This window comes from Rhodopseudomonas infernalis (assembly GCF_022271405.1).
Taxonomy (GTDB): domain Bacteria; phylum Pseudomonadota; class Alphaproteobacteria; order Rhizobiales; family Xanthobacteraceae; genus Rhodopseudomonas; species Rhodopseudomonas infernalis.
The window spans coordinates 1-13,591 of record NZ_JAJNAL010000044.1 but is presented as its reverse complement, the minus strand read 5'-3'; the positions used below and the strand labels follow the sequence as shown (position 1 = coordinate 13,591).

General features: G+C 66.1%; 11 protein-coding genes. 6 read left to right on the top strand and 5 right to left on the bottom strand.

The window, feature by feature from the left end:
- Window positions 1-76 precede the first annotated feature (76 nt).
- Entirely contained in the window at window positions 77-1,075 is a 999-nt protein-coding gene (locus tag LPW26_RS21865) for an NAD(P)H-quinone oxidoreductase (RefSeq protein ID WP_238737771.1), read from the bottom strand.
- A gap of 110 nt (window positions 1,076-1,185) precedes the next feature.
- On the opposite strand from LPW26_RS21865, the gene LPW26_RS21860 reads away from it, so the two are divergent.
- Together LPW26_RS21860 and rcdA are read left to right on the top strand one after the other, a co-directional pair.
- Entirely contained in the window at window positions 1,186-1,377 is a 192-nt protein-coding gene (locus LPW26_RS21860) for a DUF1192 domain-containing protein (protein WP_238737770.1), read from the top strand.
- 387 nt (window positions 1,378-1,764) lie between these two features.
- Window positions 1,765-2,280, top strand: a complete 516-nt coding sequence (rcdA, locus tag LPW26_RS21855) for a protease adaptor protein RcdA (protein WP_238737769.1) — start codon at window positions 1,765-1,767, stop codon at window positions 2,278-2,280.
- A gap of 111 nt (window positions 2,281-2,391) precedes the next feature.
- Here rcdA and rpmE read toward each other — a convergent pair whose 3' ends face one another.
- Complete coding sequence (gene rpmE / locus LPW26_RS21850; RefSeq protein ID WP_238737768.1) at window positions 2,392-2,619, bottom strand: 50S ribosomal protein L31; 228 nt, start codon at window positions 2,617-2,619, stop codon at window positions 2,392-2,394.
- A 200-nt stretch (window positions 2,620-2,819) separates the two neighbouring features.
- Between rpmE and LPW26_RS21845 the strand changes: the two genes are divergently transcribed.
- The 3 genes from LPW26_RS21845 to LPW26_RS21835 all read left to right on the top strand — a co-directional run bounded on the left by LPW26_RS21845 (window position 2,820) and on the right by LPW26_RS21835 (window position 7,432).
- On the top strand, window positions 2,820-4,724 hold the full coding sequence (locus LPW26_RS21845; RefSeq protein WP_238737767.1) for an ABC transporter transmembrane domain-containing protein: 1,905 nt from the start codon (window positions 2,820-2,822) through the stop codon (window positions 4,722-4,724).
- 84 nt (window positions 4,725-4,808) lie between these two features.
- On the top strand, window positions 4,809-5,741 hold the full coding sequence (locus tag LPW26_RS21840; RefSeq protein WP_406678081.1) for a transporter substrate-binding domain-containing protein: 933 nt from the start codon (window positions 4,809-4,811) through the stop codon (window positions 5,739-5,741).
- A 53-nt stretch (window positions 5,742-5,794) separates the two neighbouring features.
- Window positions 5,795-7,432, top strand: a complete 1,638-nt coding sequence (locus LPW26_RS21835) for a lysine--tRNA ligase (protein WP_238737765.1) — start codon at window positions 5,795-5,797, stop codon at window positions 7,430-7,432.
- 128 nt (window positions 7,433-7,560) lie between these two features.
- Here LPW26_RS21835 and LPW26_RS21830 read toward each other — a convergent pair whose 3' ends face one another.
- The 3 genes from LPW26_RS21830 to LPW26_RS21820 form a co-directional block, all read right to left on the bottom strand.
- Window positions 7,561-9,240: a methyl-accepting chemotaxis protein gene (locus LPW26_RS21830; protein WP_238737763.1), complete on the bottom strand. Its 1,680-nt coding sequence runs from the start codon at window positions 9,238-9,240 to the stop codon at window positions 7,561-7,563.
- A gap of 322 nt (window positions 9,241-9,562) precedes the next feature.
- Window positions 9,563-10,474 (bottom strand): efflux RND transporter periplasmic adaptor subunit, encoded by a 912-nt coding sequence (locus tag LPW26_RS21825; RefSeq protein ID WP_238737762.1) that lies wholly within the window; start codon window positions 10,472-10,474, stop codon window positions 9,563-9,565.
- 163 nt (window positions 10,475-10,637) lie between these two features.
- Window positions 10,638-12,533, bottom strand: a complete 1,896-nt coding sequence (locus tag LPW26_RS21820) for an AsmA family protein (RefSeq protein WP_238737760.1) — start codon at window positions 12,531-12,533, stop codon at window positions 10,638-10,640.
- A gap of 215 nt (window positions 12,534-12,748) precedes the next feature.
- On the opposite strand from LPW26_RS21820, the gene LPW26_RS21815 reads away from it, so the two are divergent.
- The gene (locus LPW26_RS21815) at window positions 12,749-13,429 is read left to right on the top strand and encodes a Crp/Fnr family transcriptional regulator (protein ID WP_238737759.1); all 681 of its coding nucleotides are present in this window, start codon (window positions 12,749-12,751) and stop codon (window positions 13,427-13,429) included.
- The last annotated feature ends 162 nt before the right edge of the window (window positions 13,430-13,591 follow it).

Below are 13,591 nucleotides of genomic sequence, written 5' to 3'. Positions count from 1 at the left end.
GGCCCCCGCGCGTCTCCGAGACGGATAAATGACATGAAAGACGGAGAAAACATAGCCGCAACAACCGGTGGCCGATTTAGACCGTCAACACAATTTTGCCAATATGTTGGCTGGTCTCCATCCGCCGGTGGGCCTCGGCGGCGTCTTTCAACGCAAAGCTGCCGTCGATCAGCGGCTTGATTTTGCCCTGCGCCAACAATGGCATGACCTTGGCCTCGATCGCCGCCACCATCGCGGCTTTGTCGGCGTTGCTGCGCGGGCGCAGCGTCGAGCCGGTGTGGTGCAGGCGCTTGATCATCAGCTTGGTGAAGTTGACGGTGGTCTTGGCGCCGCCGAGAAACGCGATCTGCACGATGCGGCCGTCCATCGCCGCCGCCTCGTAGTTGCGCTCGATATAATCGCCGCCGACCATGTCGAGGATCACTTCGACGCCCTTGCCGCCGGTGACTTCCTTGGTCGCGGCGACGAAGTCCTCGGTCTTGTAGTTGATGGCGCGGACGGCGCCGAGCTTGAGGCAGGCGTCGGCCTTGTCCTGTGAACCCACGGTGGTGATCACCTTGGAGCCGAGCGCGACCGCGAGCTGGATCGCCATCGTGCCGATGCCGGACGAGCCGCCGTGCACCAGCAGGGTTTCGCCCGGCTGCAGCCCGCCGCGCTCGAACACGTTGTGCCACACCGTCATCAGCGTCTCGGGCGTCGCGCCGGCTTCGATCATCGAAAATCCGGCGGGCACCGTGATGGCCTGGGCATCCTGGGCGATGCAGTACTCGGCATAGCCGCCGCCCGCGACCAGCGACATCACCTTGTCGCCGAGCTTGTGCCGGGTCGCGCCGTCGCCGAGCGCCACCACCTCGCCGGAAATCTCCAGGCCGGGCAGGTCGCTGGCGCCGGGCGGCGGCGGATAGCTGCCCGAGCGCTGTGCCACATCGGGACGATTGACGCCGGCAGCCGCGACCTTGACCAGGATTTCACCCGGGCCGGGCTTGGGGACATCCCGGGTCTCGGGCAGCAGCACTTCCGGTCCGCCCGGTTTGCTGATTCCGATCACGGTCATTTGCGAAGGGACCGGTTCCATGATTTGTCCTTGGCTGGCGGAGTGGGCGGGTGTCATGCGATGAGACAGCCTGATTAGACAGCGAAGGCCCTGCTGGCAACCGGACCGGATCACGAACGGCGGAGGACACGATGGCGATCGAGGACGACGACAAGCCGAGGGTCAAAATCAGTCACGAGATCGGGCAGGATCTGTCGCTGCTGTCGGTCGAAGAACTCGGCCATCGCATCGCGCTGCTCAAGGAAGAGATCGGCCGGCTCGACGCCGCGATGACGATGAAGCGCGCGACCCGCGAAGCCGCCGACAGGTTTTTCAAAGCCTGATCGCGACGCGCGCTGTTAGCTCGTCGGGAGCGGTACGGCACAGCGCTATGGCAAACAGATCGTTAAGCGGATCGCTCATTTACGGGCGATTAAGCTTTCTGGCGTATTACTTTCATTGTCCATCTTTGGACCGAGTGGCTCCTGTCCACTCTGTTTTGACGCCTCCCTGTTATCAACTTTAAAGCCGCCGGAAACGGCGGCTCTTTTTTTGCGCTTTATTCACCGCGTCACAGTTTGGTCATGGCGCGTGGTGATCCTTCGCGCCCACGCTGCGTTAACCGTTGCAAGCGCGCGTGCTGGACTCCCGGCGTCGCGCGCGCAATGATTTGTTTAGCATAAGTCGGCGCGCAGAAGCCGACGCCTAATCAATAGCGTGAGGCGTTAACCATGTCGGAAGTTTCGCAAAGCGAAGCCCCGCTCGTCGTGCTGAGCGAACGGCTGACCAATTCGGCCGCGTTCAGCGCGTTGTTTCGCGAGGGAATGGACCTGGTCGAAGAGACCGCGGCCTATCTGGACGGCGACGGCCGTGCCGAGGCGAAGGCTCTCGAGCGCTCTGTCAGCCTGACCTACGCCACCGAGAGCATGCGCCTGACGACGCGGCTGATGCAGCTGGCGTCCTGGCTGCTGCTGCACCGCGCGGTGAAGGAGGGCGAAATGACGCTGATCCAGGCCAACCGGGAAAAATCCAAGGTCAAGTTGTCGGCCTCCGATCCAGGCGCGTCCGACACGCTGGAGCGGCTGCCGGAACAGTTGCAGTCCCTGATTGCTCGGTCGATGAGCCTGCAGGCCCGAATCCGCCGGTTGGACGCCTCGATGCACCTGCCGCCGCCATCCGAACGGGCGCCGATCGGCAACCCGCTGGTGCCGCAGCTCAACATGCTGAAGGCGGCGTTCGAGCGCTGAACTCGCCCGGTAGGCTGATCTTGCCCGAACGAAGACGCCCCGGACCAAACGAAAACGCCCCGCGGAACCCGCGGGGCGTTTTGTTCGTGGCGCGAGAGCGCCGTCGAACCATCAATCTTTCTTGAGGAAGCCCGAGAACTTCTTCTGGAAGCGCGACACGCGGCCGCCGCGATCCAGCACCTGCTGGGTGCCGCCGGTCCAGGCCGGATGCGACCTGGGGTCGATGTCGAGGTTCAGCTTGTCGCCTTCCTTGCCCCAGGTCGAACGCGTCTGATATTCGGTGCCATCGGTCATCACGACCGTAATTTGATGATAATCCGGGTGAATTTCGGTCTTCATGGGCTATCCTTGCGCGCGCCGGCGCCACAGTCATCGATGATTTCGGGGCGAATTGGCGCGCTCTATATCGCAGCGGCGCCGCTAAGACAAGGTATCGGCGCATTCCGTCATCCGGATACCGCAATGTACCGGATTTGCCAGTGGCCACCGTTGCTGCCTATGTGTGACTGGAAGGCCTCTAGAATAACGCGGCAGTTCTGATGACGACAGCTAGCAAACGGCAGACTTCTGAACCCCAGGCCTCTCCGATCGCCTTGTCGCTGGATGCGATCGCGGCGACCGAGAATGTGGGGCCGCGCACCGGCACGCTCCGTGCCGATGCGGATGTCAGCCAGGTCGAGGACGTCGAGGCGGTCGCCAAGCGCAGCCGTCTGCGGCCGCTGTTGGCACTCGCGCCCTATGTGGCGCGCTACCGCATCCGCGCGCTGCTGGCGTTGGCGGCATTGATCGTCGCGGCGGTGACCACGCTGGTGGTGCCGCTGGCGGTGCGCCGGCTGATCGACTTCGGCTTCAGCCAGGAAGGTATCGAGCTGATCAACAGCTACTTCTCGGTGATGCTCGGCGTCGTCGGAGTGCTCGCGATCGCCAGCGCGGCGCGCTACTATCTGGTGATGACGATCGGCGAACGGATCGTCGCCGATGTTCGTCGCGACGTCTTCCGGCATCTGACGGCGCTTTCGCCGGCGTTCTTCGACACCGCGCGCAGCGGCGAACTGATCTCTCGGTTGACGGCCGATACCACGCAGATCAAATCCGCGGTCGGCGCCTCGGTGTCGATCGCGCTGCGCAATATCCTGCTGTTCGCCGGCGCTATCACCATGATGGTGATTTCCAGTCCGCGGCTGTCCGGCTTCGTGCTGGCGGCGATTCCGCTGATCGTGATCCCGCTGGTGGCGTTCGGCCGCTGGGTGCGGCGGCTGTCGCGCAATGCGCAGGATACGCTCGCGGACGCCAGCGCCTTCGCCTCCGAACTGGTCGGGTCGATGCGTACGGTGCAGGCCTACACCAATGAGAAACTCGCCAATGCGCGGTTCGGCGTCGAGGTCGAGCAGTCCTACGAGGCGGCGCGCGGCTCCACCCAGGCGCGGGCGATCCTGACCGCCATCATCATCTTCATCGTGTTCGCCAGCGTGGTGGCGATCCTGTGGGTCGGCTCGCACGACGTCGCCTCCGGTGCGATCACCCCCGGCCGGCTCGGCCAGTTCATCCTGTACGCGGCGTTTGCGGCTTCCAGCCTCGGCCAGCTCAGCGAAGTCTGGGGCGAAGTCTCGGCGGCCTCGGGCGCCGCCGAGCGGCTGTTCGAGATTCTGCGGGTCAAGCCGCAGATCGCCGCGCCTGCCAAGCCCCGGGCGCTGCCGGTGCCGGTGCGCGGCGACGTGGCGTTCGACAATGTCAGCTTCGCCTATCCGACCCGGCCCGATTATCTCGCTGTGAACGGTCTGTCGCTGTCGATCAAGGCCGGCGAGAAGGTGGCCATCGTCGGCCCCTCGGGGGCAGGCAAGAGCACGCTGTTCCATCTGCTGCTGCGGTTCTACGACCCGGTCGCCGGCAAGATTTCGCTCGACGGCGTGCCGATCACCGAAGCCGATCCGCAGGCGGTGCGCGAGCGCATGGCGCTGGTGCCGCAGGACTCGGTGGTGTTCGCCGCCTCGGCCCGCGACAACATCCGGTTCGGCCGCGACGAGGCCAGTGACGCCGAAGTCGAGCGTGCCGCCCAGCAAGCCCACGCTACCGAATTCATCCAGCGCCTCCCGGACGGCTTCGACACCAGGCTCGGCGAGCGCGGCGTCATGCTGTCGGGCGGCCAGCGCCAGCGCATCGCGATCGCCCGCGCCATCCTGCGCGACGCGCCGCTACTGCTGCTCGACGAGGCGACCTCGTCGCTCGACGCCGAAAGCGAGACGCTGGTGCAGACCGCGCTGCAGGGCCTGATGCGCGACCGCACCACCCTGGTGATCGCCCACCGCCTCGCCACCGTGCTGTCCTGCGACCGCATCCTGGTGATGGAACACGGCCGTATCGTCGAGCAGGGCACCCACGCCCAGTTGGTGGCCCGCGGTGGCCTCTACGCCCGGCTGGCGAAGCTGCAGTTCGAGGCGGCCTAACCGCCTAACCGGCCTCTCGCCGGGCCAAAACGCTCGCGTCGCGCGGCGGATGGTCTATAAGACCGGCCGGTGCGGACCCTTATGATGCAGCCCTGGATCGAGAAAATGTTTAGCGGCCGATCGGCCGGCTGGCGCGCGGCGCTGATCGCCGCCGCGGTCGCCGGCGTGCTGCTGACGCCGAGCCTCGTTCTGAGCACAGGCGCACGCGCGGCCGAGCCCGATGCGGAAGCCAAGGCGGTGGCGGCCGCGACCGCGCATGCGGTGCCGGGCTTCTGGGATCCGCGGCGCCGGCCGGAGCGGCCGGACCTGTCGCGCCTCACGGTGATCCGCTTCCTGACCGAGACCGACTATCCGCCGTTCAATTTCACCGGCCCCGACGGCAATCCGGCCGGCTTCAATGTCGATCTGGCGCGGGCGCTGTGCGAGGAGATCAAGGTCACCTGCACGGTGCAGATGCGCCGCTTCGAGACGCTGCTCGATGCGCTCGCCGGCAACCGCGGCGACGCCATCATCGCGTCGCTGGCGGTGACGCCGCAGACCCGCGCCAAGGTCGACTTCACCGATCCGTATTACCGCGCGCCCGGCCGCTTCGTTGCCCGCAAGGACGCCGTGATGCCGGAGATCCGTCCGGAATATCTCGAGGGCAAGAAGGTCGGGGCGATCGCCGGCTCCGCGCACGAGGCCTACCTCAAGGCGATGTTCACCGACGCGGAGCTGCATTCCTATCCAAACGACGAAGCGCTGCGCGCGGCGCTGAAGCGCGGCGAGGTCGACTTCATCTTCGGCGATGCGATCTCGCTGGCGTTCTGGATCAACGGCACCGATTCGGAGAATTGCTGCGCCTTCTCGGGCGGTCCGTTCACCGAGAGCCGCTATTTCGGCGAGGGCGTCGGCATCGCGGTGCGCAAGGGCAACGACCTGCTGCGCCAGTCGCTGAACTGGGCGCTGTTTCGCCTCTGGGACAAGGGGCGCTATACCGACCTGTGGCTGCGCTATTTTTCCGTCAGCCCGTTTTGAGCCGAGCCACGTTTTGACTTGAAGGAGCCGCCTGCCGGCGGTTGGAGACGTTGATGACCACGACCGATCTGCCCAGCGCGGCCGACCTGCGCACGCTCGCCGAACAATCCAACGCCTGGCCGTTCGAGCAGGCGCGCGCGCTGGTGAACCGGCTCAAGAAGCAGCCCAAGGACGAGGTGCTGTTCGAGACCGGCTATGGTCCGTCCGGCCTGCCGCATATCGGCACCTTCGGCGAGGTCGCCCGCACCTCGATGGTGCGCCATGCCTTCCGCGTCCTCACCGACGACAAGATCAAGACCAAGCTGCTCGCCTTCTCGGACGACATGGACGGCCTGCGCAAGGTGCCGGACAACGTGCCCAACAAGGAGCTGCTCGAGCAGAATCTCGGCAAGTCGCTGACCAGCGTGCCGGACCCGTTCGGCACCCATGAGTCGTTCGGCGCCCACAACAACGCGCGGCTGCGCGCGTTTCTGGATCATTTCGGCTTCGACTACGAATTCGCCTCGGCGACCGATTACTACAAGGGTGGCCGGTTCGATGCGACGCTGCTCAAGGTGCTGGAGCGGCTCGACAAGGTGATGGCCATCATGCTGCCGTCGCTGCGCGAAGAGCGCGCCGCGAGCTACTCGCCGTTCCTCCCCATTTGCCCGCGCACCGGCGTGGTGCTGCAGGTGCCGATCGCCGAGCACGACGTCCAGGCCGGCACGGTGTCGTACGACGATCCCGAAACGAACGAGCGCGTCACCGTCCCGGTCACCGGCGGGCACTGCAAGCTGCAGTGGAAGCCGGACTGGGCGATGCGCTGGACCGCGCTCGGCGTCGACTACGAGATGGCCGGCAAGGATCTGATCGACTCGGTGAAGCTGTCCGGCAAGATCTGCCAGGCGATCGGCGGCACCCCGCCGGAAGGCTTCAACTACGAGCTGTTCCTCGACGACAAGGGCCAGAAGATCTCCAAGTCGAAGGGCAACGGCCTGACCATCGACGAATGGCTGCGCTACGCCTCGCCGGAATCGCTGTCGCTGTTCATGTATCGCGAGCCGAAGGCGGCCAAGCGCCTGTATTTCGACGTCATCCCGCGCAACGTCGACGATTATCAGCAGTTCCTCGACGGCTTCAGCCGGCAGGACGCCAAGCAGCAGCTCGCCAATCCGGTCTGGCACATTCACGCCGGCAATCCGCCGAAGTCGGACATGCCGGTGACGTTCCAGCTGCTGCTGACGCTGGTGTCGTCGTCCAACGCCGAGAATGCCGAGACGCTGTGGGGCTTCATCGGGCGCTATCGGCCGGGCGTGACGCCGCAGTCGCATCCCAAGCTCGACGCCATGGTCGGCTACGCAATCAATTACTATCGTGACTTCGTCGCGCCCACCAAGGTGTTCCGCGATCCGACCGACGCCGAGCGCGCGGCGCTGCAGGACCTGCGCGATGCGCTGTCGCAACTGCCGGCCGACGCCACCGCCGAGGCGATCCAGGACGTCGTCTACGAGATCGGCCGCCGCGAGCCGTTCCTCGATCACAAGAAGGCCGCCAAGGACGGCAAGCCGGGCGTGTCGCTCGACTGGTTCAACATGCTGTACCAGGTGCTGCTCGGCCAGGAGAAGGGCCCGCGCTTCGGCTCGTTCGTGGCGGTTTATGGCCTCGCCAACGCCGTGGCGATGATCGACGGCGCGCTGGCGCGGAGCGCGTAGTTACTGAGCCTAGGGTGGGCAAAGGCGCGCAGCGCCGTGCCCACGCGTCATAGCCGCCGCGGCTGGAGCGCGTGGGCTTCGCTGCGCTCAGCGCCACCCTGCGTCAATCACCCGACGGGATCATGCAACTACGCGGCCCGCACCGCGGCGGAGAAGCGGTCGACCTCGGTCCTGAGGTGGCGGCTTTCGCTGAGCAGCGAAGCGGCGAGCTCATAGACGTGCGCCGATGCCGCGCCGGTGTGCTCGGCGCCTTCGCGCACCGTTACGATGGTGCCGGAGACTTCGCTGGCGCCGTCGGCCGATTGCCGCATGCCGCCGGCGATCTCGCGCATCGCCGTCCCCTGTTGATCGACCGCGGCCGAGATCTGATCGGAGATCTCCGCAATCTGCTGGATGGTCGCGCCGATGGCCTCGATCGCCGATACCGACTGATCGGTGGCGGCTTTCATCTGGGCGATCTGTCCGGTGATCTCCTCGGTAGCCTTGGCGGTCTGCGACGCCAGCGCCTTGACCTCGGAGGCGACGACGGCGAAGCCGCGCCCCGCTTCGCCGGCGCGTGCCGCCTCGATGGTGGCGTTGAGCGCCAACAGGTTGGTCTGCGACGCCACCGCATTGATCAGATTGACGACGTCGCCGATACGATTGGCCGCGTTCGATAGTTCGGAAATCCTGGCGTTGGTCTCCTGCGCCTGGCGCACCGCGGCGCGCGAGATATCCTGCGATTGCCGCATCTGGCTGCCGATCTGTGACGCCGAGGTCGCCACCTCGTTGCAGGCCTGAGCGGCCGATTGGGCGCTGGCACAGGATTGCTGCGACGTCGCCGCCACGTTGCCGACGAGTTGCTGGGTGGAGTTCGCGGCGCCGGCCAGCTTGCTCGCCGCGGACTCCATCTCGGCGGAAGTCGACGTCACGGTCTGGACGATCCGGCCGATGGCGAGGTCGAGGTCGTCGGCGATCTTGTGGATCTCGTCGCGGCGCTCGGCCTCGGCCCGCGAGCGGACGTCCTTCTCGGACTCCATCGCCTCGACACGTAGTGCATTGTCCTTGAAGACCTGGATGGCCCGCGCCATCGCGCCGACTTCGTCGCGGCGCGTAATGGCAGGGATTGCGATCGACCGGTCGCCTTCGGCAAGCCGCCGCATCACCTCCGTCATCCGCGTCATCGGCGCGATCACGCCTCTGAGGATGGCGGCCAGGCCGACGACGAACAGTACGAAGACAGCGCCCGACACGCCCCATAGCAGGGCGTTGAGATCCGCGACGCGGACCGCGGTGGCTGCTTCGGTGGCGGCGTTGAGCTCGGTGGTACGTGTGACGATGTCGTCGATGATCGCGCGATGCGCGGTGTAGAGCGCCGTCAGCTGACCGTAGGCCAGCATCGCCGCGTCCGGATCCTTGGCCTCGAGCGCGGGGAACAGCCCGGTTTCGACCACCTCCCAGAATTGCTTGACCTCGCGATCGGAGTCCTCGATCAGTCGCGCCTTGATGACCGGATCGAGCGGCGCGCTGCGCCAGAAGGCCTGGCGATTGTCGTAGTCCTTCTTCAGCTGTTTCAGGCGCTCATGGTGCAGGGCAGCCGCCCCGGGATCCTGCACCGCCATGGTGGCTTCGAGATAGGCCTCGATGACGTAAGCCGGCGGCGGAAGGATGTCGGCCACGAGGTCGTTACCAAGCTTGAGCTGATCGTACAGCGGGCCGCCGACCTTGAGCTGCGACAGGCCATATTGACTGGCGCCGAAGGTCGCGATCAGTCCAGAGCCGATGATCAATCCGAACAGGAGGACGGCGCGTGTCACGGTCAGTCGCATGGAGTTGTTCTCGGTCGATTGAAGCGATCGACGATGAATAGGTTCGATCGCTGATCGTAGCATTAACAAGCGACATCGTATGATACGCAGGTACTATGACTCATCGTATGAATAAGCAGGTAGAAGTACGGCTGCTTTTGACGGGCTTTGCTTCACCCAGCCCTTCCTGCTGGATCGGATAAGTTGTAGGGCTGGCAAAGGCGCGTAGCGCCGTGCCCACGCGAGCCGGATGAGCCGCTAAGAACGTGTGAGCTTCGCGTCGCTCCACGCCACCTTGCACGATGCCCGCGGATAATTGATCCGACGTATCGCGACCGATCGCTTACTCCGCCGCCGGCTCTGCGGTGGCGACCACCGGCCGCACAGTGTCGCCCTCGCGCAGCAGCGCGCCGGCCCTGGCAACGATGACGTCGCCGTCCTGCAGGCCCTCGCGAATTTCGATATTGCCGCCGTTCATCAGCCCGACCTCGACGCGCTTGGTCTCGATGGTCTGACGCCGCACGACCTGAACGACGGTGCCGGCGGAGCTGTACAGCACGGCCGTCAGCGGCACCGAGATCCCGCAGCTTTCGCCGGTCTTGATCATCGCCCGGCCGGAGGCGTTCGCCAGCAGCCGCTTGGTCGAGCTGATGCCGACGAACACGTTGGCGAGCTGGCTGTTCGGCTCGACGGTCGCCGAAACGCGGCGGACCCGGCCCTCGATTTCGTCGGGCGAGCCGACGATCTTCACCGTGGCGGGCTGGTTGACCGCGAGTTGCGGCAGGTTGCTGGTCGGGGCCTGCCCGACCAGATCGAATTCATTGCGGGAGATGATGCTGAACAGCGCTTCGCCCTTGGGCGAGGCCGGCGCTCCGATCACTGCGGTCGAACTGGAAACCAGGCCCGCAACGGGCGCCAGCACGGTAGCGGCGGCGCCGTCGGCCGCGAGCCGCGCCAGCGGCTGCCCCTGCGTCACGGTTTCGCCGGGCTCGACCAGCACCTCGGTCACCTTGGCGCCGGGCCGGTCGGGCCGAACCGAGATCTCGTCGCGCGGGATCAGGAAGCCGGAGACATCGACGATCGCCGGGAAGCAGGCCTTGGTGGCCTTCAGCACAGTGACGGCCTGGCCTTTGAGCGCGTCAGCATCGGCTTCGTCCGCGGCCCGAGCAGGGGCTTGCGCGGACAGCGCAGCGAACACAAGGGCGCTCGCGGCGAGCAGGCCAAGGCGGGAGCTGTTGGCCATCGTCGTCGTCATGGTGGCTTCCCTCAAGTCGAAACGCTCCAGCTGCCGGTCACGAGTTTAGTCGAGCCGCTCCGGTAGGCCAAGGCGCCCGGGTTCGGATTGGTGTCCGCAGCACTCGCCCTGGTTCGCCGATTCGACAGATTCCCGATCGATGGGGGCGAGCATGCCGTCGGCGTCAGCGGCCGAACAGCTGTTTCATGATCGCATTGATGGTCGGATCAGCGGCGGCGGGGGGAGGTGGAGGCGAGCCAGGCGATGGTTGCTGCGGCTTGGCGTTGCCATTCTGCAGGCCTTGCTGAATCAGCTTTCCGATGCTTTCGCCCAGTGCGCCGCCGAGAGAATTGTCGGCGCCATCGGTGCCGCCGCCGAGCGCGCCGAACAGGCCTTTGCCCATCTGATGCAGCCGCGCATAAGCGGCGTCGGGATTGTCGAGGATACCGGCAGTGTCGGGATAGATCCGCGGCGATGCCCACGGCCCTTCGATCACCACCGGAATGCCGAGGCCGACCGGCTCGGCGGCTGCGCTGCCTGGCACGGCGCTCTGTCCCTGCGTTGTCAGGACGAGCTTCGGTTCGACCTTCAGCGCCAGCGCCTTGGCGCCCAGATCGATCGTGCCGAGGCCGGTCATCCGCACCAGCGGTCCGGCCAGCGCGAGGTCGGCCGTCTCTGCCTTGCCCTGGGCGATCCGAAACGATGCGTTGAGCTCGGTGAGGTCGGTGGCCTCGGTGCTGCGGTCCTGCCAGCCCGTCAATGTCGAGGTCGTCAGTGCTCGGATCATCTGGGCGATATTGACGCCTCGGACCTCGCCGTCACGCAGCTTCACGACCGCGCTGCCGGCGAGCGTCGACATCATCGCGCGCGCACTGTCGCCATCGGCGCGCAGCACCAGTTCGGAGCGCAACGTGCCGTCGATCCGATCGAAGTCCGCGAGCCCAGCGAGCAGCGGCCGGGCGCGGACGTCCTTGATGTCGGCCCGAAAGGTCAGCGACGGCGTGCGTTGCGCCGCGTCGATCGCGAACTGACCCGAAGCCTCGCCGCCATAAACGCCGAGCTGTGCGAACTGGGCCGTCAGCACGCCGCTCGACAGCTTTGCGTCGATCGACGCCGGCGCAAGCTGCCCGGCGCCGAGACGAAGTTCGGCCGCCGAAAGTCGGATCTGGGCGTCCAGGTAGTTGAGGCCGGTGAGATCGAATTTTGTATCGCTCCACGGCGCGCCTGCCGGAGTCGGCGCGCTGCCGGCATCGCCGAGCGCGATACGCTGAAAATCGAGATCGAGCTTGAGCCGCGGCTTGCCGGCGAGATCGACCGAGGCCCAGCCGTTGAATGCGCCGTCGCCGAGCGTGCCCGACAGGCCGTTGATCTGCAGCAGCGTGCCGCGCAGCCGGACTTCGGCCTTGGCGGCGATGGCGCCGCTCAGCAGATCGGGCGCCGCGAAGGTCAGCTCCACCGGCACCGGCTGGGCGTCTCCCGCCGGGGCGGCTTTGATTTGGAACGTCGCCGGCCCGCCGCCGAGCCGCGCTGCGCCGGTCGCGGCGACGCTGCGCTCGGCATCGATCGCGATGGCGGCGTTGATGCCGTCGATGCGGTCTTCCACGCCATCGGCCGCGTTCGCCATGATGACGGTGCCGTCTTTGATGGTGACGTGATCGATCACGGTGTCCGGCTTTGTTCCGGGCTCATCGGCAGCCGGCTTGTTGACGACCCGCTTGCGATCGCGGATCAGCGGAATCTGAATCTCGGGTCGCGTCAGCGTCAGCTCCGTCACCCGCGGCGTACCGGCCAGCAGGCTGCTGAGCGACGCCTCGGCACGGACACTGCCGATCCGGATGCGATGACCCGGCGTCGGTTCGTTCGGATCGGTCAGGGTCACGTCGTTCAGGGTCAGATTGAAGCCGGGAAACAGACCGATCTTGCTGGTCCCGGTCACCGCGACCGAGTAGCCGGTCGCGCGGGCGATACGCGTTTCGATCGCCGACGAGATTGCACCTGACGGAATGCCGACAGTGAGCAGCAGCGCCACCGCGGCAACGAGGCCGACGACAACGATGCCGACAATTCTGGACTTACTCATCTTGCTATCCCAGCGCAGTGTGACCGCGGGCTGTGCATCGCGCCGTGTGTGGCCGATCTCTTGGGCCGCATCACGGCATCGGACCGCGCGCGGGCTGCAGGATAGCGCCGACATTGGCGGAAAGTCTGCAACCGACCCCACATTTTACTTTGAACCATTGCCGGTTTCGCGCGGCTAATCGTTGCAAGGTCAACGGGGGCGGGGCAACCATCGCGATGAGTAATCAGGCTGAATTCGCGGTGATGCTGAAGGTCAATCCGTTGTTCGCAGAAATGGGCGCCGATGAGCTGCAGCAGATCGCGGCGCTCGGCGATAAGCGGCAGATGGAGGCCGGCGAAGTACTGTTCCGGAAGGGCGACGACGGCGACGCGCTGTTCGGCGTTCGCCGTGGTCAGATCCGGATCGAGACAGTCGCGGCTGACGGCAGCCGGCTCACCCTGAATTTCCTGGGGCCAGGCGATCTGTTCGGCGAAGTCGCCGTGCTCGACGGTCACCGCCGCACCACCGACGCGACTGCGGGCGAGCCCAGCGAAGTCTTCATGCTGCGGCGTGATGATCTGCTCGGCCATCTCGAGCGTGAACCGAAGCTGGCGGTGAAACTCATCGGGCTGCTGTGCCAGCGGATTCGCTGGATGAGCGAGCGCATGGACGAGTCGGTACTGCAGCCGCTGCCGGTGCGGCTGGCACGGCGGCTGTGCGCGCTCGCCGCCGATTTCGGCGCCGAGGTGCATATCTCGCAGGAGCAACTCGGCGTCTTCGTCGGCGCCGCGCGCGAGAGCGTCAACCGCCAACTGCAGACCTGGCGCAAAGACGACATCCTCGACCTCCACCGCGGCCGCATCCTGCTCAAGAACATGGGCCGCCTGACCGCAATGGCGCGCAGTCAGCAGCGGTAACAGCCCGCTGCGGGCTGGACCGCAGCGCGCTCCCTCTCCCGCCTGCGGGAGAGGGCTGGGGTGAGGGCGACGCGAGCACTGACTCCGTCAGTAGCCCGGATGAAGCGAAGCGAAATCCGGGACGGCATCGACAACGCTCCCCGGATTACGCTTCGCTCCATC

Excerpts from the sequence above, each read along its gene's own strand:
- LPW26_RS21835 (WP_238737765.1), top strand. The coding sequence starts at position 5,795 with ATGACCACGACCGATCTGCCCAGCGCGGCCGACCTGCGCACGCTCGCC.
- rcdA (WP_238737769.1), top strand. The coding sequence starts at position 1,765 with ATGTCGGAAGTTTCGCAAAGCGAAGCCCCGCTCGTCGTGCTGAGCGAA.
- rpmE (WP_238737768.1), bottom strand. The coding sequence starts at position 2,619 with ATGAAGACCGAAATTCACCCGGATTATCATCAAATTACGGTCGTGATG.
- LPW26_RS21840 (WP_406678081.1), top strand. The coding sequence starts at position 4,809 with ATGCAGCCCTGGATCGAGAAAATGTTTAGCGGCCGATCGGCCGGCTGG.
- LPW26_RS21820 (WP_238737760.1), bottom strand. The coding sequence starts at position 12,533 with ATGAGTAAGTCCAGAATTGTCGGCATCGTTGTCGTCGGCCTCGTTGCC.
- LPW26_RS21825 (WP_238737762.1), bottom strand. The coding sequence starts at position 10,474 with ATGACGACGACGATGGCCAACAGCTCCCGCCTTGGCCTGCTCGCCGCG.
- LPW26_RS21845 (WP_238737767.1), top strand. The coding sequence starts at position 2,820 with ATGACGACAGCTAGCAAACGGCAGACTTCTGAACCCCAGGCCTCTCCG.
- LPW26_RS21830 (WP_238737763.1), bottom strand. The coding sequence starts at position 9,240 with ATGCGACTGACCGTGACACGCGCCGTCCTCCTGTTCGGATTGATCATC.
- LPW26_RS21815 (WP_238737759.1), top strand. The coding sequence starts at position 12,749 with ATGAGTAATCAGGCTGAATTCGCGGTGATGCTGAAGGTCAATCCGTTG.
- LPW26_RS21865 (WP_238737771.1), bottom strand. The coding sequence starts at position 1,075 with ATGGAACCGGTCCCTTCGCAAATGACCGTGATCGGAATCAGCAAACCG.
- LPW26_RS21860 (WP_238737770.1), top strand. The coding sequence starts at position 1,186 with ATGGCGATCGAGGACGACGACAAGCCGAGGGTCAAAATCAGTCACGAG.